Origin of the sequence: Aquamicrobium soli, assembly GCF_042646345.1 — a bacterium.
GTDB lineage: Bacteria > Pseudomonadota > Alphaproteobacteria > Rhizobiales > Rhizobiaceae > Mesorhizobium > Mesorhizobium soli_A.
Map to the genome: position 1 here is coordinate 100736 of NZ_JBHRTK010000028.1, position 16886 is coordinate 117621.

Consider the following 16886-nt stretch of genomic DNA (forward strand, 5'->3'; position numbering starts at 1 on the left):
ATGGCACTGGACCTGTCCCCGGAAGAACGCGCCGTTGCCGGCGGCAGCCGCGGCGAAGGCACGGCCATGGCGATGCGCATCGTCGCCGAGAGCGCCCGCCTGCTCGGTGCACCGCGCCTGATCCCGATCGCCTCGGCGCATATCGACGGCGCGCTTTATCACGGCGACTCCGGCACGCTGTTTGCCGAAAGGCTGGTCGAAGGCGGTGCCAAGGTCGCCGTCCGCTCGACGCTCAATGTCGGGGCGCTCGACCTCATGGGCTGCTCCAAGGTGCGGCTGGAGGGCATGCCGCGCGCCATGGCGCGGCGCATGACCGAGGCCTATCGCAAGCTTGGCTGCGAACAAAGCTGGACCTGTGCACCCTACCAGGCCGGCCACCGCCCGTCGCAGGGCAGCGACGTCGCCTGGGGCGAATCCAACGCGGTGGTTTTCTGCAACTCGGTGCTCGGCGCGCGCACCAACCGCTATGGCGATTTCCTCGACATCGCCTGCGCGATTGCCGGCCGCGCACCCGACTACGGCCTGCACCGGCCGGAAAACCGGCGCGCGACCCTCGTCTTCGACCTTTCCACCCTGCCGGGCTCCTTTCTCGCCGGCGAGACCGCCTGGCCGATCCTCGGCAGCCTGTACGGCCGGGAGGTGGGCAATGCGATCGGCGTAGTCACCGGCGTGGCCGACCACCCCGGCGAGGACGCGCTGAAGGCGTTCGGCGCGGCGGCGGCTTCGTCCGGCGCAGTCGGCCTGTTCCATATCGCCGGTGTCACGCCGGAAGCCCCGGACGCCGCCACCGCCCTTGCCGGCGCCGCGCCCGCCGCCACCATCCGCGTGACGGCGCAGATGGCGTCGGCGGCACGCACCGCCCTTTCCACGGCGGTGAAGACCGATGCCATCGACGCGGTGGCCATCGGCAGCCCGCATCTGTCGCTGGCTGAATTCGACGCGCTGGAGCGGCTGATCGGCGGGAGGCGCCTCAGCGTGCCCTTCTACGCCTGCACCGGCCGCCACGTGCTGGCCGCACTAGAGCAGGACGGCCGGCGCGCGGCCTTGGAGAAAAGCGGCGTCACCATCGTCGCCGATACCTGCGTGGTGGTGACGCCGATCCTGCCCACGCTCGCCGGTGGCGTCTTGATGACGAACTCGGGCAAGTTCGCCCACTATACGCCGGGAAACACCGGCTACTCGGTTCTCTACGGCTCGCTCGGCGACTGCGTGGAAAGCGCCGTCCTCGGCCAGCCGGTGTTTTCGGAGATTGCCGCATGAGCATGCAGGCGGAAATCCTCGTTCCCGGCGAAGGCGGCAAAGGCGAGGCGCTGGTGCTCGATGCGCCGATCAGCTTCTGGGGCGGCGTCGACGCCGCCAGCGGGCGCATCGCCGATGTCCGCCATCCTCAATGCGGGCAAGGCATCGCCGGCCGCGTGCTGTTCCTGCCGGGAACCATCGGCTCGTCGTCGGCCTCGGCCGTACTGCTCGAACTGGTCCATAATGGCCATGCGCCGGCGGCGCTGGTGCTGCACGAGCCGGATGCCATCCTGCTGCTCGGGCTGATCGTGGCGCGGGAGATGAGCTGGCAGACGCCAATCGCGCTTCGCCTCGCGCGCGAGAGCTTTGGCGCCTTTCAGGGTAAAACCGTGCAGGTGGACGACAGCGGCGGGCTTGCTGCCGCGTGAACTAGATCCGCAGCGGCAGCACGCGGTCGGGCGGACGGTGGCCGTCGAAGAAGGCGCGGATGTTGATTATGACCTTCTCGCCCATGTCGATGCGGCCTTCGATGGTGGCCGAGCTCATATGCGGCAGCAGCACCATCTTGCCCTGCGTCGCCAGCCTGAGCAGCCTCGTGTTCATGGCCGGCTCGTTCTCGTAGACGTCGAGGCCGGCGCCGGCGATCTTGCCGTCCTGGATCAGCCTGACCAGCGCGTCCTCGTCGATGATGTCGCCGCGCGCGGTGTTGACGATGTAGGCAGTTGGCTGCAGCAGCGCCAGACGCCTGGCCGACAGAAGGTGGAAGGTGGCGGGCGTCGAAGGGCAGTTGACGGAGATGATGTCCATGCGGGCCAGCATCTGGTCGAGGCTTTCCCAATAGGTCGCCTCCAGCGCGTCCTCGATCGCCGCGGGCACGCGGTTGCGGTTGTGGTAGTGGATGGAAAGGCCGAAGGCCTTGGCTCGCTTGGCCACCGCCGTGCCGATACGGCCCATGCCGACGATGCCGAGCCGTTTGCCCCAGATGCGCCGGCCGAGCATCCAGGTCGGCGACCAGCCCGACCATTTCTTCTCGCCGGTCAGCACGTTGGCGCCCTCGGCCAGCCGGCGCGGCACCGCCAGGAGCAGCGCCATGGTCATGTCGGCCGTGTCCTCGGTGAGCACGTTGGGGGTGTTGGTGACGACGATGCCCTTCTTCGCCGCCGCCGCGACGTCGATCCGGTCGATGCCGTTGCCGAAATTGGCGATCAGCTTGAGGTTCTCTCCCGCCTGCTCGATCAGCGCCGCATCGATGGTGTCGGTGATGGTCGGCACCAGCACGTCCGCCTCGCGCACGGCGGCCACCAGTTCGGGCTGCGTCATCGGCCGGTCCTCGACATTCAACCGGGCGTCGAACAGCTCTCGCATGCGCGTTTCGACCGGATCGGGCAGCTTGCGCGTAATGACGACGAGGGGCTTCTTCCTGCCGGCCATTTTGTCCTCGATCCGGTTCGTGTTGAGACCTCTTTAACCAAGACAGGCGAAACTGAATGTCCGTCCTGGTACGCGATTATCCTGTAACAAGCGGTGCCACGGAAGACAAAGAAAAAGGCGCTCCCTGTCGCCGCCCCTCTTGGAGCAAGGAACGAACGTGTCTGGTTTTGCGCCGCTTCGCATGGTTCTCGGCACGGCCTTTCTTGGTGCAATGCTGTTCGCTCCCTCCCCCGTCGACGCACAGGGTGCGGCAAGCTCGGCACAGACCACGACCGTCCGGCTCGGACCGAGCGGGCTGCCGCTGCCGCGCTTCGTCAGCCTCAAATCCGGCCGGGTCAATTCGCGCATCGGGCCCGGCGTCAACTATTCCGTCGACTGGATGTACACCAAGGCCGGCCTGCCGATGGAGATCGTGCAGGAATACGATACCTGGCGGCGCGTGCGCGATGCCGAGGGTGCCGAGGGGTGGATCAACCAGTCGCTGCTTTCGGGCAAGCGCACGGCCATCGTCGCGCCCTGGCAGCGCGGCAAGGGCGGCACGGTCAACCTGCTCGACGATCCGTCGCAGGATGCGGGCATCGTCGCCATCCTCGAACCCGGCGTCATGGGCACGATCAAGTCCTGCAACGGGCAATGGTGCGAAATGACCTTCGACGGCCACAAGGGCTGGATCAACCAGTCGTCGCTATGGGGCGCCTATCCGGGCGAAAAGGTCAAGGACTGAGGCGCCCTCGCCTGCCGCGAGGCGACAAGGCCTAGTCCGCGCGCTTCGGCCGCAGCCTGACGACGATATCGACATTGGCGATTTCCATGCCCTCCGGCGGCGGCGGCAGGTTGGTGACCGAGACCGGCCCGCCGTCGATGTCGAAGATCCTGTTCTCGCCTTCGATATAGAAATGATGGTGGTCGGAAGTGTTGGTGTCGAAATAGGTTTTCGCCCCTTCGACCGCGAGAATGCGCAGCATCCCAGCCTCGGTGAACTGGTGCAGGGTGTTGTAGACGGTGGCAAGCGACACCGGCACGCCGGCGGCCAGCGCCTCCTCGTGCAGCTCCTCGGCAGCGAGATGGCGGTCGCCCTTGGCAAACAGCAATTCGGCCAGCGCGACACGCTGCCGCGTCGGCCTCAGGCCGGCATCACGCACCCGCTTGTCCACAGCACCCTTGTCCTTCAGCCAAACCAATCCCATTTTTCCCGGAAGCTGGCCCCTTGCTATCGACATGGCGAACCTGTTGAATCGCAACGTCGAATATGCGCGCTCACGCTTCACCATATATTCGTTCACGGCTATACGATCAATAGCGCGCATTGACCCGGCCGGAGTGGCAGGCTAATCGCAAATGGCGGTTTTCGGCCGGAATCGGAAATCGTGGTGACGGCGCACGTCGCCCAACCAGAGTGGAGACGGCATTCAATGGCGGGTAAATCCAGTTACGGCTACGAGGAATTGCTCGCCTGCGCGCGCGGCGAGCTGTTCGGGCCGGGCAACGCCCAGTTGCCGGCCCCGCCGATGCTGATGTTCGACCGCATCACCGAGATCAGCGAAACCGGCGGCGAATTCGACAAGGGGTTTGTCCGCGCCGAATTCGACATCAAGCCCGATCTCTGGTTCTTCCCCTGCCACTTCATCGGCAACCCGATCATGCCCGGCTGCCTCGGCCTCGACGCCATGTGGCAGTTGACCGGCTTCTTCCTCGGCTGGCTCGGCGAGCCCGGCAAGGGAATGGCCCTTTCCACCGGCGAGGTGAAGTTCAAGGGCATGGTCACGCCTTCGGTCAAGAAGGTCGAATACGGCATCGATTTCAAGCGCGTCATGCGCGGGCGCCTGGTGCTCGGCATCGCCGATGGTTGGCTCAAGGCCGACGGCGAGCCTATCTACAAGGCAACCGACCTCAAGGTCGGCCTGTCGAAACAGGAAGCCACCGCCTGACCGGCGCAGGAACCTTGGAAGGAAATCGCCCATGAGACGGGTCGTAGTCACTGGCCTCGGCATCGTATCGTCGATCGGCAACGATGCCGGCGAAGTGCAAGCTTCGCTACGCGATGCCAAATCCGGCATCACCTTCTCTGACTCCTTTGCCGAGCACGGCTTCCGTTGCCAGGTCTGGGGTTCGCCGAAGCTCGACGCCGCGGCGCTCGCCGAGATGGTCGACCGCCGGGCTTCCCGCTTCCTGTCGCAGGGCGGCATGTGGAACCACGTCGCCATGAAGCAGGCGATCGCCGACAGCGGGCTGGAGGAAACCGACGTTTCCGGCAACGAGCGCACCGGCATCATCATGGGTTCGGGCGGGCCGTCCACGCGCACCATCGTGGAAGCCGCCGAAATCACGCTGAAGAACAACTCGCCCAAGCGCATCGGCCCGTTCGCGGTGCCCAAGGCGATGTCGTCCACCGCCTCCGCCACGCTGGCCACCTGGTTCAAGATCCACGGCGTCAACTATTCGATCTCGTCGGCCTGCTCGACCTCGGCGCACTGCATCGGCAACGCGGCCGAGATGATCCAGTGGGGCAAGCAGGACGTCATGTTCGCCGGCGGCCACGAAGACCTCGACTGGACCATGTCCGACCTGTTCGACGCGATGGGCGCCATGTCGTCCAAGTTCAACGACCGGGCGCCGTCTGCCTCGCGCGCCTATGACGTGGACCGCGACGGCTTCGTCATCGCCGGCGGCGCCGGCGTGCTGGTGCTGGAGGAGCTGGAGCACGCCAAGGCGCGCGGCGCCAAGATCTATTGCGAACTGGTCGGCTACGGCGCCACCTCGGACGGCTACGACATGGTCGCCCCCTCGGGCGAAGGCGCGATCCGCTGCATGAAGCAGGCGCTTTCCACGGTGAAGTCGCCCGTCGACTACATCAATACGCACGGCACCTCGACGCCGGTCGGCGATTCCAAGGAAATGGGCGCCATCCGCGAGGTGTTCGGCGACAAGATGCCCTACATCACCTCGACCAAGTCGCTCACCGGCCACTCGCTGGGCGCGGCCGGCGTGCAGGAATCGATCTATTCGATCCTGATGATGCAGGGCAAATTCATCGGCGAAAGCGCGCATATCGAAAATCTCGATCCCGAGTTCGAGGGCATGCCCATCGTGCGCAAGCGCATGGACGACGCCACCATCGACACCGTCCTGTCGAACTCGTTCGGCTTCGGCGGCACCAACGCCACGCTCGTTTTTCAGCGTTATTCCGCATAAGGGGTGCCGGCGATGGAGGGATTGATGAAGGGCAAGCGCGGGCTTGTCATGGGGGTCGCCAACGATCATTCGATCGCCTGGGGCATCGCCAAGAAGCTTGCCGAGCAGGGTGCCGAGCTTGCCTTCAGCTACCAGGGCGAAGCCTTCGGCCGCCGGGTCAAGCCGCTGGCCGATCAGGTCGGCGCCGAGCTGGTGGTGTCCTGCGACGTCGAGGACAGCGCCTCGGTCGCCGCGACCTTCAAGACGCTGGAGGACGCCTGGGGCGGCCTCGACTTCATCGTCCACGCCATCGGATTCTCCGACAAGAACGAATTGAAGGGGCTTTACGCCGACACCAGCCGCGAGAACTTCATCCGCACCATGGTGATCTCCTGCTATTCCTTCACCGAAGTCGCCCGCCATGCGGCGGCGCTGATGAAGGACGGCGGCTCGATGGTGACGCTGACCTATGCCGGGTCGGTGCGCGTCATGCCCAACTACAACGTCATGGGCGTCGCCAAGGCGGGGCTGGAGGCGAGCGTGCGCTACCTCGCCAACGACTACGGCCCGCGCGGCATCCGCGTCAACGGCATCTCGGCCGGCCCCGTGCGCACGCTTGCCGGCGCCGGCATCTCGGATGCCCGCCACATGTTCGGCTACCAGCAGCGCAACTCGCCGCTGCGGCGCAACATCACGCTGGACGAGGTCGGCAACTCGGCGCTCTACCTGCTATCCGACCTTTCCTCGGGCGTGACCGGCGAAATCCACTATGTCGATTCCGGCTACCACATCGTTTCCATGCCGACGCTGGAAGCGCTGAAGGAAATGGACAACGGCCGCGACTGAGCGGCCGTATTGCCGGCGTCAGCGGCGCGCCGAAAACACCTTGAACAAGCCATCGGCCGCAATCTCGGCGTGACGCGAGAATACCGCCGCCAGTACCTTCTCATAGGGCAGCTTGCGGTTGGCCACCATCAGGAGCCGGCCGCCGGGCTTGAGCGCTACTGCCGCGGCGCGGATCATGCCGGCCCCGATTTCCGGCTCCGCCGCGCGGCTCTTGTGGAACGGCGGGTTCATCACGATCGCATCGTAGCGGCGCGCCACCTTCTCCGTGAGCAGGTCCTGCCAGTAAAAGGCCTTTGGCGGCCTCGCCCGTTCCAGGTTGACCTTCGCCGCCTCCAGCGCCTCGAAATCCGCCTCGTAAAGGTCGAGCGCCGCAACGCCGGGGCAGCGCAGGGCAACCTCGGCCGACAGATAGCCCCAGCCGGCGCAAAAGTCGGCTACGGCGCCGGACAGGTCCGCCGGCAGGTTCGCCGCCAACAGCCGTGAACCGGCATCGATACGCTCGAACGAAAACATGCCGGGCGCAGTGCGGAAGCGGTCTTCCACCAGCATCGGCGGATTGGCGCCGCTCAGTTCGGCGGCCACGGCCTCGTCGGCCGGGCGGCGGAACCAGAAGGCCAGCCCATGGTATTTCGGCAGCGAACCGTCGAGGCTAACAAAACCCTCCAGCCGCTTGCGCAGGCTGGCGATGCCGTCATCCTTGCTGCCGGCGACGAGGATCAGCCCGCCCGGCTTCGTCCGCTCGATCGCGCCAGCGATGAAAAGCTCGTTGCGGCCGCGATGGCGACCGGCGAGCACGAGCGCGCTGGAATAGCCGGCCCCTTCGGCGCGCGGGGTAACCGAGGACAGCCGCATGCCCTCCAGCGCGCGAAAATCCGGCCGAAAGCCCTGAACGGCACGCAGGTCAGCGCCCCATCCCTCCGGCAGCCGGAAACCCGGCTCGGCGCCAAGAAACAGCACCCGCTCGCCCTTGGCCGGCGCGGCGAGGACTCCCGCCTCGAACGGGTGAAACAGGGTCTTCAGCGCATCACCGGACATGGATCGCTTGCCGCTCCGTTCGCATTCGGTCAGGCGCGGCGGGACAGCGCCCTATCCGCCATGACCGCAACTCCAAATGCAAGGAGCGCGGCGTTGCCGCCGCGCTCCGTCTTTCTGCCCGAAAAGACGCCGATCAGGCAGCGTCTTCTTCGCCTTCCGGCTTCTTTTCCTTGACGATTTCCTTGCCAGTGGCCTGGTCGACGACCTTCATCGACAGGCGAACCTTGCCGCGCTCGTCGAAGCCCATCAGTTTGACCCAGACCTTGTCGCCTTCCTTGACCACGTCGGAGGTCTTGGCCACGCGCTCGTTGGCGAGCTGCGAGATGTGGACCAGGCCGTCCTTGGGGCCGAAGAAGTTCACGAAGGCGCCGAAGTCGGCGGTCTTGACGACCGTGCCTTCGTAGATTTCACCCACTTCCGGCTCGGCCACGATGGTGTGGATCCACTTCCTCGCCGCCTCGATCTCCTTGGCGTTGGACGAAGCGATCTTGACCGTGCCGTCATCCTCGATGTTGATCTTCGCGCCGGTCTTTTCCACGATCTCGCGGATGACCTTGCCGCCGGAGCCGATGACGTCGCGGATCTTGTCGGTCGGGATGTGCATGACCTCGATGCGCGGCGCGAACTCGCCGAGCTCGGCGCGGGCGCCGGTGAGCGCCTTGCCCATCTCGCCGAGGATATGCAGGCGGCCGTCCTTGGCCTGGCCGAGCGCGATCTTCATGATCTCCTCGGTGATGCCGTCGATCTTGATGTCCATCTGCAGCGAGGTGATGCCGCCTTCGGTGCCGGCGACCTTGAAGTCCATGTCGCCGAGATGGTCCTCGTCGCCGAGGATGTCGGACAGCACGGCGAAACGCTCGCCTTCCTTGATCAGGCCCATGGCGATGCCCGCAACCGGCTTGGCCAGCGGCACGCCGGCATCCATCAGCGCCAGCGAGGTGCCGCAGACGGTCGCCATCGAGGACGAACCGTTGGACTCGGTGATCTCCGACACCACGCGCAGCGTGTAGGGGAACTGGTCGGCCGAGGGCAGCATCGGGCGAACGGCGCGCCAGGCGAGCTTGCCATGGCCGATTTCGCGGCGGCCCGGCGAACCCATGCGGCCGGTCTCGCCGACCGAGTAGGGCGGGAAGTTGTAGTGGAGCAGGAAGCGCTCCTTGTACATACCGGTCAGGCTGTCGACATACTGCTCGTCCTCGCCGGTACCAAGGGTAGCCACGACCAGCGCCTGCGTCTCGCCGCGGGTGAACAGCGCCGAGCCGTGCGTGCGCGGCAGGACGCCCACTTCCGAAACGATGTTGCGGACCGTCTTCAGGTCGCGGCCGTCGATGCGCGAGCCGGTGTCGAGGATGTTCCAGCGCACGATCTTGGCCTGGAGTTCCTTGAACACGGTGGCGATCTGCTCGGACGAGTACTTGGCCTCTTCGCCTTCGGCCGGCGCGAACGCCGCCTTGACCTTGGCCTTGACCGCATCGACAGCGGCATAGCGGTGCTGCTTGTCGGTGATCTTGTAGGCGTCGCGCAGCTCGCCTTCGACGATCTTCAGCATCTCGGCTTCGAGCTCGGAATAGTCCGGCGCGGTGAAGTCGCGGGGGTCCTTGGCGGCCACTTCGGCGAGCTTGATGATCGCGTCGATGACCGGCTGGAAGCCCTTGTGGCCGAACATGACGGCGCCGAGCATGACGTCCTCGTCGAGCTCCTGGGCTTCCGACTCAACCATCAGCACGGCGTCGGCGGTGCCGGCGACGACGAGGTCGAGCTTGGATTCTTCCATCTCGTCGATGTGCGGGTTCAGCACATATTCGCCGTTGATGTAGCCGACGCGGGCGCCGCCGATCGGGCCCATGAAGGGCACGCCCGACAGCGTCAAGGCCGCCGAGGTTGCGACGATCGACAGGATGTCCGGATCGTTCTCGAGGTCATGCTGGACGACGGTGACGACGATCTGCGTGTCGTTCTTGTAGCCGTCGGCGAACAGCGGGCGGATCGGACGGTCGATGAGACGGGAAACCAGCGTTTCCTTCTCGCTCGGACGGCCTTCGCGCTTGAAATAGCCACCCGGGATCTTGCCGGCGGAATAGGTCTTTTCCTGGTAGTTGACGGTCAGCGGGAAGAAATCGAGGCCGGGCTTCGGCTCCTTCATCGAGACGACGGTGGCCAGGACCACGGTCTCGCCATAGGTGGCGAGCACCGCGCCATCGGCCTGGCGAGCGATCTTGCCCGTCTCGAGAATGAGCGGGCGCCCGCCCCATTCGATTTCCACTTTGTGGTGATTGAACATTGCTTGTCCTTCATATGCGGAAAGTGCCGCGCCGTATCTTCGGTGCAGACATCCCTTTCCTGGCTTCCTTGCGGACCAGCCACGGGCAAGACAACGGGAAGCTTGGCTTTACGCGGCACGACGGCGCCGCCAAGCGTCCTGCAATCCTGCCCCATGACCGTCCATGGGCGGCTCCAGCGGCGTCCTTCGCACGACCGGGGCCAAAGCGAACCAGCCATTCCCGGCCGGCCCGAATGCGTGACCGGCGGACCTTTCAGCCCGCCGGTCGATCCATCAACGACGCAGACCGAGCTTCTCGATCAACGCCTGATAACGCGCGCTGTCCTTGCGATTGAGGTAATCGAGCAGGCTGCGGCGCTGGGAAACGAGAGCCAGAAGACCACGGCGGGAATGGTTGTCCTTCTTGTGGTCCTTGAAATGCTCCGTCAGGTTCTTGATGCGCTCGGAAAGGATCGCCACCTGGACTTCCGGAGAACCGGTGTCGCCCTTGGCGGTCGCGAACTCGCTCATCAATTCCTGTTTACGTTCAGCAGTAATCGACATCGGATTTTTCCTTATCTGTTCGAGGAAACGAGGCGCCCATAGCCGGGATGTCGTCCAGCAAGGGTCGATGAAACATCGCGACGTGGCGCAATGTTGCGGCGCATATAGGGTAATTTTGCCGGAAAAGCCAGCGTCATTTGCAGAACCGGCCCTACAGCCACTTCTTCCACTTGAAGAAGCCGACAAGTCCCAGTGCAATTGCGGCCATGAACAGAAGCGCCAGAGGATAGCCGTAATAGCCGCGCAGTTCCGGCATGTTCCACGGCGAGGTGTCGGGATCGAAATTCATGCCCCACACGCCGACGAGAAAGGTCAGCGGCATGAAGATCACCGAGACGATGGTCAGGTAGCTGATGATGTCGTTGGTGCGCGCCTGCGACAGCGACAAATGCATCTCCATCAGGCCGGTGACGGTGTCGCGCTGGGTTTCAACCAGCTCGATCAGCCGCATGGCGTGGTCCAGCGTGTCGTTGAGGAATATCTTGGTATCGGCCGTGACACAGGGCGTCTCGCTGCGGATCAGGGCGGCAAGCGCGTCGCGCACCGGCCACAACACGCCCTTGAGGCCGTGGCTGGTGCGCCGCAATTCGTGAAGCTGCCGCATCTGCCCTTGCTGCGGCGCGTTCAGCATCTCGTCCTCGATGCCGTCGACGGCATCGCTCGCCGCCTCCACCGGCGGGAAATAGCTGTCGACGATGGCGTCGATCAGCGCATAGGCGAGATAGTCGGCGCCGCGCGTGCGCAGCCGGTTCGGCATCGGGCCATCGATGCGCTTGCGCACCGGATCGAACGGATCGCCCGCCCGCTCCTGGAAGGTGACCACGTATTTCTTGCCGAAGAATATCGAGACCTGCTCGTAGCGATGACTGGCGATGTCGTCGATCATCGACAGCACGACATAGGCGTTGTCGTCGAAGAAATCGACCTTGGGCCGCTGGCCGGTATTGACCACGTCCTCCAGCGCCAGAGGGTGCAGCTTGAAGATGCGGCCGATCTCGCCGATCAGGTCGACGCTGCCGAGCCCGGTGCAATCGAGCCACAGCAGCGGCCATTTATCGTAGTGGGCGGCGACGTCGGCAATGCCGGCCCTGTCGATCGTCTTGCATTTTTCCGGCGAGATCAGCGTCAGCCGAAGCTCGGTGCGGCCGGCCCCCGGCTCGGCGATCAGCGTCCCCGGCGATGCCCCGACCGGCGTGCGCCGCCTCTTCACCCTCGACCGCTTCATGAGCCAACAGCCCCCGCTTTACGCAATCGCGGCAGACGGCGGCCCGTGGCGAATTTACCCCCACCCCTAGCCCCTCCCCACAGGGGGGAGGGGAATGCCGAAACGCTGCTGCCAAGTCCCCCTCCCCCTTGTGGGGAGGGGCTAGGGGTGGGGATAACTGACGCCCATGCAAAAGGCGGTTTTCGCAATACAATCAGCATGCTTGCCAATGGGAGGCCGCGTGCCGCCTGTGTCAAGGGATCAGCCGCCAAAAACACGCTTGGGCTTGAACATGCCCTGTTCGATGGCGCCGATCGCGACCAGCCGGCCGCGCGCCGTGGCGCAGGCTTCCTCCGCCTCCACCGGCGCGTCGCGGCCACGGATGACGACCGAATTCCCAAGCCGGATGCGCGAGGCGGTATCGTCGCTCACCGACACCTGCGGCAGGCAATCGAGCGCGACGACGGTATCGACGAGCAGCGCGTCGATGTCCTCGAAGCGATCCGGCAGGCGGATTTCTTCCTGCGGGGCCTGCCCGTCCGAAGACGGTTTGCCGCGCCCCGCTTCGCCGAAACGGGCGGTTTCCAGTTCGGCGATGGTGACGAAATCATCCGCCGTGAACGGGTCGACTTCCATGCGGCGCAGGTCGGCGACATGGCCGAAGCAGCCGAGATCGCGTCCCATGTCGCGCGCCAGCGAGCGGACATAGGTGCCCTTGCCGCATTCGATCTCGAACAGCGTCCGCTCGGGCGAATGCTCGACGATCTCCAGCCGGCCGATCTCCACCTCGCGTGCCGGGATGTCGACCACGGCTCCGCCACGGGCGAGGTCGTAGGCGCGCTCGCCGGCGATCTTGATGGCCGAGAACTGCGGCGGCGTCTGCATGATGACGCCCGTATAGGCCGGCAGAAGCGCCTCGACCTCGGCGCGCGCCGGGCGCTTGTCCGAGTTCTTCGTCGCCTGCCCTTCCAGGTCGTCGGTCGAGCGCTCCTCGCCCCAGGCGACGGTGAAACGGTAGATCTTGGCGCCGTCCTGCACATAGGGCACGGTCTTGGTCGCTTCGCCGAGCGCGATCGGCAGCATGCCCGACGCCAGCGGGTCGAGCGTGCCGGCATGGCCGGCCTTCTCGGCGTTAAACAGCCACTTGACCTTGGCAACCGCCTCGGTCGAGCCCATGCCGACCGGCTTGTCCAGCACCACCCAGCCGGAAACCGGCCTGCCCTTCTTCTTGCCGCGTCGCGCCATCAGAACAGCCCCTCACCCTTACCCTCTACCCGTGAAAAACGGGGAGAGGGAGGCGTGGACGTCGCCGCTTGTGTCCTCTCCCCGTTTACGGGGAGAGGATGCCGGCAGGCAGGTGAGGGGCAAATGCCACCCATCATTCTTCGTCCTTCTTATCCAGATCGCGCGCCACTTCCGGCGACTTCAGCAGATCGTTGATTTTCGCAAAGTTGTCGAAGCTCGTATCCAGCCGGAACCGGAATTCGGGCATGTATTTCATCTGCCGCAGCGCCGACGACACACGGCCGCGCACGAACTTCGCGTGCTTGTTGAGCGCGGCCACGACCGCGTCGTCATCGGCCGCGCCCAACGGAGACACGAAAACCGTGGCGATCTTGAGGTCGGGCGACATGCGCACCTCCGAAACCGAGACGACGGTCTGCTCGATCAGCGGGTCGAGGATTTCGCCGCGCTGCAACGTCTCGGACAGGGCATGGCGCACCTGCTCGCCGACGCGCAGCATGCGCTGGGATGGGCCTTTGGCGGAATGGGGCATGTCTAACGGTCCTGAGGTCGCGCGTCGCGGGATAGGACCGCGCGCGGGCTGAAAGAGGGAAGGCAGCCGTCAGGCCGCCTTCCCCGGATCACACGTCGTGCCGAACGACTTAGAGCGTTCGCGACACCATCTCGACGCGGAAGCACTCGATGACATCGCCGACGCGCATGTCCTCGTAGTTCTGGAAGGCCATGCCGCATTCCTGGCCCGCCGGTACTTCCGATACCTCGTCCTTGAAGCGCTTCAGGGTCTTCAGCGTGCCTTCGTGGATCACCACGTTGTCGCGGATCAGGCGCACGCCCGCCCCGCGCTCGACCCGGCCTTCGGTGACACGGCAGCCGGCGATCTTGCCGACCTTGGTGATGTCGAAGATCTCGAGGATCTCGGCATTGCCGATGAAGGTCTCGCGGCGTTCCGGCGACAGCATGCCCGACAGGGCCGCCTTCACGTCGTCCACCAGGCTATAGATGACCGAGTAGTAGCGGATCTCGATGCCGGCCGAAACCGCAGCCTGCCTGGCATGCGCGTTGGCGCGGACGTTGAAGCCGATGATGGCGGCTCCGGACGTCTCGGCCAGCGACACGTCGGTTTCCGTGATCGCGCCGGCGCCGGAATGGACGATGCGCACCCGCACCTCGTCGGTGCCCAGGCTTTCGAGCGCGGCGTCGATCGCCTCGATCGAGCCCTGCACGTCGCCCTTGATGACCAGCGGGAATTCCTTCACGCCCGTCGCCTGCAGTTGCGACATCATCTGCTCCAGCGAGCCGCGCTGGCCGGCATGCTTGGCGGCCGCCTTGTCGCGCGCCAAGCGCTGGCGGTACTCGGTGATCTCGCGGGCGCGGGCCTCATTGTTGACCACGGCGAAATGGTCACCGGCATGCGGCGTGCCCTGGAGGCCGAGGATTTCCACCGGCATGGCCGGCGGCGCTTCCTGCACATGGGTGCCGTGGTCGTCGACCAGCGCGCGCACGCGGCCCCATTCGTTGCCGGCCACCAGGATGTCGCCCGGCATCAGCGTACCGGTCTGCACCAGCACGGTGGCGACGGGGCCGCGGCCCTTGTCGAGCTGCGCCTCGATGACCACGCCTTCGGCGGTACGGTCGGGGTTCGCCTTGAGGTCGAGGATTTCGGCCTGCAGCAGGATCGCCTCGAGCAGCTTGTCGATATTGGTGCCCTTCTTGGCGGACACCTCGACGTCCAGCACCTCGCCGCCCATCGATTCCACGAACACCTCGTGGCGCAGCAGTTCGGAGCGCACCTTCTGCGGATCGGCCTCGTGCTTGTCGATCTTGTTGATCGCCACGATGATCGGCACACCGGCCGCCTTGGCATGGTTGATGGATTCGACCGTCTGCGGCATCACGCTGTCGTCGGCCGCCACCACCAGCACGGCGATGTCGGTCGCCTGCGCGCCGCGGGCGCGCATGGCGGTGAACGCGGCGTGGCCGGGCGTGTCGATGAAGGTGATCTTCTGGCCGTTCCTCTCGACCTGGTAGGCACCGATATGCTGGGTGATGCCGCCGGCCTCGCCGGACTGCACGTTGGCATGGCGGATAGCATCGAGCAGCGAGGTCTTGCCGTGGTCGACATGGCCCATGATCGTCACCACCGGCGGGCGATTGACCAGGTCTTCCTCGTTGTCGGCGATGTTGAACAGGCCTTCCTCGATGTCGGCCTCGGCCACGCGCTTGACGGTATGGCCGAATTCGGTGGCGACAAGTTCGGCCGTGTCGGCGTCGATCACGTCGCCGGGCTTCATCATCTGGCCCTGCTTCATGAAGAACTTGACCACGTCCACCGCACGCTCGGACATGCGCTGCGCCAGTTCCTGGATGGTGATGGTCTCAGGAATGGTGACCTCGCGCATGACCTTCTCGCGCGGCTCGTTGTACATGGCGCGCTTGAACTTCTCCTGGCGCCGCCGCATGGCCGCCAGCGAGCGGGCACGCGCGTCGCCGTCTTCCGACGACAGCGCCGAGTTCAGGGTCAGCTTGCCGCGGCGGCGGTCCTCCTCGCCCTTGGCGGGCTTGGCGGGACGCGCCACTTCGGGCGTGACCAGGCGGCGCGGCGGCACGGCGGCGGCAGCGCCGGGGCGCTTCGGCTTGGCGGCGGCTTCGTCCTGATCCTCGGCAGCGAGTTCGGCGGCCTGCGGCGCACGGCGGCGGGCCTCCTCCTCGGCACGGCGGCGCGACTCGGCCTCGGCCTGCACGCGGGCTTCTTCCTCGGCCTGGCGGCGCGCCGATTCCTCGCGCTCGCGCTTGCGGCGCTCTTCTTCCTCGGCGCGGCGCTTGGCCTCTTCGAGCGCGCGCTGGCGATCTTCCGCGTCGCGGGCCTTCGAGCCTTCAAGCGCCCGGCGGCGGGCTTCCATCTCGCTGCGCGACAGGTCGTTCAGCACGACGGCGCCGCGATCGACCGGCGCCTTCGGCGCTTCCTGCACCGGGGGAGCGGCCGGAGCGGGCGCGGCCGGTTGCGGCTTGGGCGCAAAAACGGGCGCGGGCGCGGGCTCCGCCTTGTCGCCAGGCATGGAGAACTTGCGCTTCTTGGTCTCGACCACGACCTGCTTGGTGCGGCCATGCGAGAAGTTCTGGCGCACGACGCCCTGCTCCACACCCGGGCGCTTCAGCGTCAGGGTCTTCTTCGGCGTTACGCTCAAAGTCTTGTCGTCGCCCGATTTCGTATCGCTCATTCCATATCCTCTGCGGCATCATCTTCGCCAGCAACGGCCGCAAGCATTGCCAGATCGTCCGGGGTTCCGCCCCGATATCGGTCGAGCGCAACCATGCGCTTCAGAACCGCCTTGCCCGCATCGCCCGCGAGAACGGCAGCATGTATCACATTTGTGCCCCCCAATGCCAAACTCAAATCGGCCTCGGGGAAAAGTTTGTAGGCGGCAATGGCAGGACCACCCAGATGCACCACCGCCCGGCGCGCCTGGCTGATCTTGCGAATGCCGTCTTGCGATGCCTCATTGGCATGGAGCACGCAAAGTGCCAAGCCAGAACGTACCGAAGCTTCCACCTTGGTGGCGCCGAAGACGACGGCGCCGGCCTTGCGGGCCATGCCGAGCATGCCAAGGGCGTGCTTGGCCAGCAGCGCATCGACCATCGCGCCGAGATCGACCGGCACGTTGACCTTCGCCTTGAAGGCGCGCGCGAACAGGTTCTTGGCCGCCGCCGTCTCTATATGTAGGCGTTCGGCGGCAACCCAGCAACCGCGGCCGGGAAGACTCCGCTTGATATCGGGAACGACCGTCGAATCCGGGCCGACGACGAACCGGATCAGCTCATCCGGTTCGGCCTGCCTGCGCGTGACGATGCAAGTGCGATCGTTCATCTGTCTGGAAAGCGGGTCGTGTGCGA

General features: G+C 65.7%; 16 protein-coding genes. 6 read left to right on the forward strand and 10 right to left on the reverse strand.

Features of this window, described 5'->3' with window-relative positions; all coding sequences use genetic code 11:
* Complete coding sequence (locus ACFOHJ_RS20930; RefSeq protein ID WP_378224325.1) at positions 1 to 1260, forward strand: aconitase X; 1260 nt, start codon at positions 1 to 3, stop codon at positions 1258 to 1260.
* Positions 1257 to 1667: an aconitase X swivel domain-containing protein gene (locus ACFOHJ_RS20935; protein WP_378224327.1), complete on the forward strand. Its 411-nt coding sequence runs from the start codon at positions 1257 to 1259 to the stop codon at positions 1665 to 1667. Before ACFOHJ_RS20930 ends, ACFOHJ_RS20935 begins: the two co-directional genes overlap by 4 nt.
* A 1-nt stretch (position 1668) precedes the next feature.
* On the opposite strand, the gene ACFOHJ_RS20940 is transcribed toward ACFOHJ_RS20935, so the two are convergent.
* Positions 1669 to 2670: a 2-hydroxyacid dehydrogenase gene (locus ACFOHJ_RS20940; RefSeq protein WP_378224330.1), complete on the reverse strand. Its 1002-nt coding sequence runs from the start codon at positions 2668 to 2670 to the stop codon at positions 1669 to 1671.
* A gap of 157 nt (positions 2671 to 2827) precedes the next feature.
* On the opposite strand from ACFOHJ_RS20940, the gene ACFOHJ_RS20945 reads away from it, so the two are divergent.
* On the forward strand, positions 2828 to 3394 hold the full coding sequence (locus ACFOHJ_RS20945; protein ID WP_378224332.1) for an SH3 domain-containing protein: 567 nt from the start codon (positions 2828 to 2830) through the stop codon (positions 3392 to 3394).
* Positions 3395 to 3425: 31 nt separating this feature from the next.
* Here ACFOHJ_RS20945 and irrA read toward each other — a convergent pair whose 3' ends face one another.
* Positions 3426 to 3851 (reverse strand): iron response transcriptional regulator IrrA, encoded by a 426-nt coding sequence (irrA, locus tag ACFOHJ_RS20950; RefSeq protein ID WP_378224335.1) that lies wholly within the window; start codon positions 3849 to 3851, stop codon positions 3426 to 3428.
* A 231-nt stretch (positions 3852 to 4082) separates the two neighbouring features.
* Between irrA and fabA the strand changes: the two genes are divergently transcribed.
* Genes fabA through fabI form a run of 3 tightly spaced genes read left to right on the forward strand, consistent with a single transcriptional unit; the run spans position 4083 to position 6687 of the window.
* Positions 4083 to 4598 carry a 3-hydroxyacyl-[acyl-carrier-protein] dehydratase FabA gene (gene fabA, locus ACFOHJ_RS20955; protein WP_378224338.1) on the forward strand — a complete coding sequence of 172 codons (516 nt, stop codon included), beginning with the start codon at positions 4083 to 4085 and terminating at the stop codon, positions 4596 to 4598.
* A 31-nt stretch (positions 4599 to 4629) separates the two neighbouring features.
* Entirely contained in the window at positions 4630 to 5862 is a 1233-nt protein-coding gene (fabB, locus tag ACFOHJ_RS20960) for a beta-ketoacyl-ACP synthase I (protein WP_378224341.1), read from the forward strand.
* Positions 5863 to 5874: 12 nt separating this feature from the next.
* Positions 5875 to 6687, forward strand: coding sequence for an enoyl-ACP reductase FabI (gene fabI, locus ACFOHJ_RS20965; protein WP_378224344.1), 813 nt, complete (start codon positions 5875 to 5877; stop codon positions 6685 to 6687).
* Between the two features lie 18 nt (positions 6688 to 6705).
* Here the strand turns inward: fabI and ACFOHJ_RS20970 are convergent, their stop codons facing one another.
* The 8 genes from ACFOHJ_RS20970 to ACFOHJ_RS21005 form a co-directional block, all read right to left on the reverse strand.
* Positions 6706 to 7722, reverse strand: a complete 1017-nt coding sequence (locus ACFOHJ_RS20970) for a class I SAM-dependent methyltransferase (RefSeq protein ID WP_378224346.1) — start codon at positions 7720 to 7722, stop codon at positions 6706 to 6708.
* 133 nt (positions 7723 to 7855) lie between these two features.
* Complete coding sequence (gene pnp, locus ACFOHJ_RS20975; protein WP_378224349.1) at positions 7856 to 10003, reverse strand: polyribonucleotide nucleotidyltransferase; 2148 nt, start codon at positions 10001 to 10003, stop codon at positions 7856 to 7858.
* A gap of 273 nt (positions 10004 to 10276) precedes the next feature.
* Positions 10277 to 10546, reverse strand: coding sequence for a 30S ribosomal protein S15 (gene rpsO, locus ACFOHJ_RS20980; protein ID WP_378224352.1), 270 nt, complete (start codon positions 10544 to 10546; stop codon positions 10277 to 10279).
* A 151-nt stretch (positions 10547 to 10697) separates the two neighbouring features.
* On the reverse strand, positions 10698 to 11771 hold the full coding sequence (gene corA, locus ACFOHJ_RS20985; protein WP_378224354.1) for a magnesium/cobalt transporter CorA: 1074 nt from the start codon (positions 11769 to 11771) through the stop codon (positions 10698 to 10700).
* A gap of 240 nt (positions 11772 to 12011) precedes the next feature.
* Complete coding sequence (truB, locus tag ACFOHJ_RS20990; protein WP_378224356.1) at positions 12012 to 12995, reverse strand: tRNA pseudouridine(55) synthase TruB; 984 nt, start codon at positions 12993 to 12995, stop codon at positions 12012 to 12014.
* A 133-nt stretch (positions 12996 to 13128) separates the two neighbouring features.
* Positions 13129 to 13527, reverse strand: coding sequence for a 30S ribosome-binding factor RbfA (gene rbfA, locus ACFOHJ_RS20995; RefSeq protein ID WP_378224358.1), 399 nt, complete (start codon positions 13525 to 13527; stop codon positions 13129 to 13131).
* A gap of 109 nt (positions 13528 to 13636) precedes the next feature.
* Entirely contained in the window at positions 13637 to 16213 is a 2577-nt protein-coding gene (gene infB, locus ACFOHJ_RS21000) for a translation initiation factor IF-2 (RefSeq protein ID WP_378224359.1), read from the reverse strand.
* Complete coding sequence (locus tag ACFOHJ_RS21005) at positions 16210 to 16860, reverse strand: RNA-binding protein (RefSeq protein ID WP_378224362.1); 651 nt, start codon at positions 16858 to 16860, stop codon at positions 16210 to 16212. The genes infB and ACFOHJ_RS21005 overlap by 4 nt, the downstream gene beginning before the upstream one ends.
* Between the last annotated feature and the right edge of the window lie 26 nt (positions 16861 to 16886).

Coding starts and splice junctions, on each gene's coding strand:
- ACFOHJ_RS20930 (WP_378224325.1), top strand. CDS start 1: ATGGCACTGGACCTGTCCCCGGAAGAACGCGCCGTTGCCGGCGGCAGC.
- ACFOHJ_RS20935 (WP_378224327.1), top strand. CDS start 1,257: ATGAGCATGCAGGCGGAAATCCTCGTTCCCGGCGAAGGCGGCAAAGGC.
- ACFOHJ_RS20940 (WP_378224330.1), bottom strand. CDS start 2,670: ATGGCCGGCAGGAAGAAGCCCCTCGTCGTCATTACGCGCAAGCTGCCC.
- fabA (WP_378224338.1), top strand. CDS start 4,083: ATGGCGGGTAAATCCAGTTACGGCTACGAGGAATTGCTCGCCTGCGCG.
- fabB (WP_378224341.1), top strand. CDS start 4,630: ATGAGACGGGTCGTAGTCACTGGCCTCGGCATCGTATCGTCGATCGGC.
- fabI (WP_378224344.1), top strand. CDS start 5,875: ATGGAGGGATTGATGAAGGGCAAGCGCGGGCTTGTCATGGGGGTCGCC.
- ACFOHJ_RS20970 (WP_378224346.1), bottom strand. CDS start 7,722: ATGTCCGGTGATGCGCTGAAGACCCTGTTTCACCCGTTCGAGGCGGGA.
- pnp (WP_378224349.1), bottom strand. CDS start 10,003: ATGTTCAATCACCACAAAGTGGAAATCGAATGGGGCGGGCGCCCGCTC.
- rpsO (WP_378224352.1), bottom strand. CDS start 10,546: ATGTCGATTACTGCTGAACGTAAACAGGAATTGATGAGCGAGTTCGCG.
- corA (WP_378224354.1), bottom strand. CDS start 11,771: ATGAAGCGGTCGAGGGTGAAGAGGCGGCGCACGCCGGTCGGGGCATCG.
- truB (WP_378224356.1), bottom strand. CDS start 12,995: ATGGCGCGACGCGGCAAGAAGAAGGGCAGGCCGGTTTCCGGCTGGGTG.
- rbfA (WP_378224358.1), bottom strand. CDS start 13,527: ATGCCCCATTCCGCCAAAGGCCCATCCCAGCGCATGCTGCGCGTCGGC.
- infB (WP_378224359.1), bottom strand. CDS start 16,213: ATGAGCGATACGAAATCGGGCGACGACAAGACTTTGAGCGTAACGCCG.
- ACFOHJ_RS21005 (WP_378224362.1), bottom strand. CDS start 16,860: ATGAACGATCGCACTTGCATCGTCACGCGCAGGCAGGCCGAACCGGAT.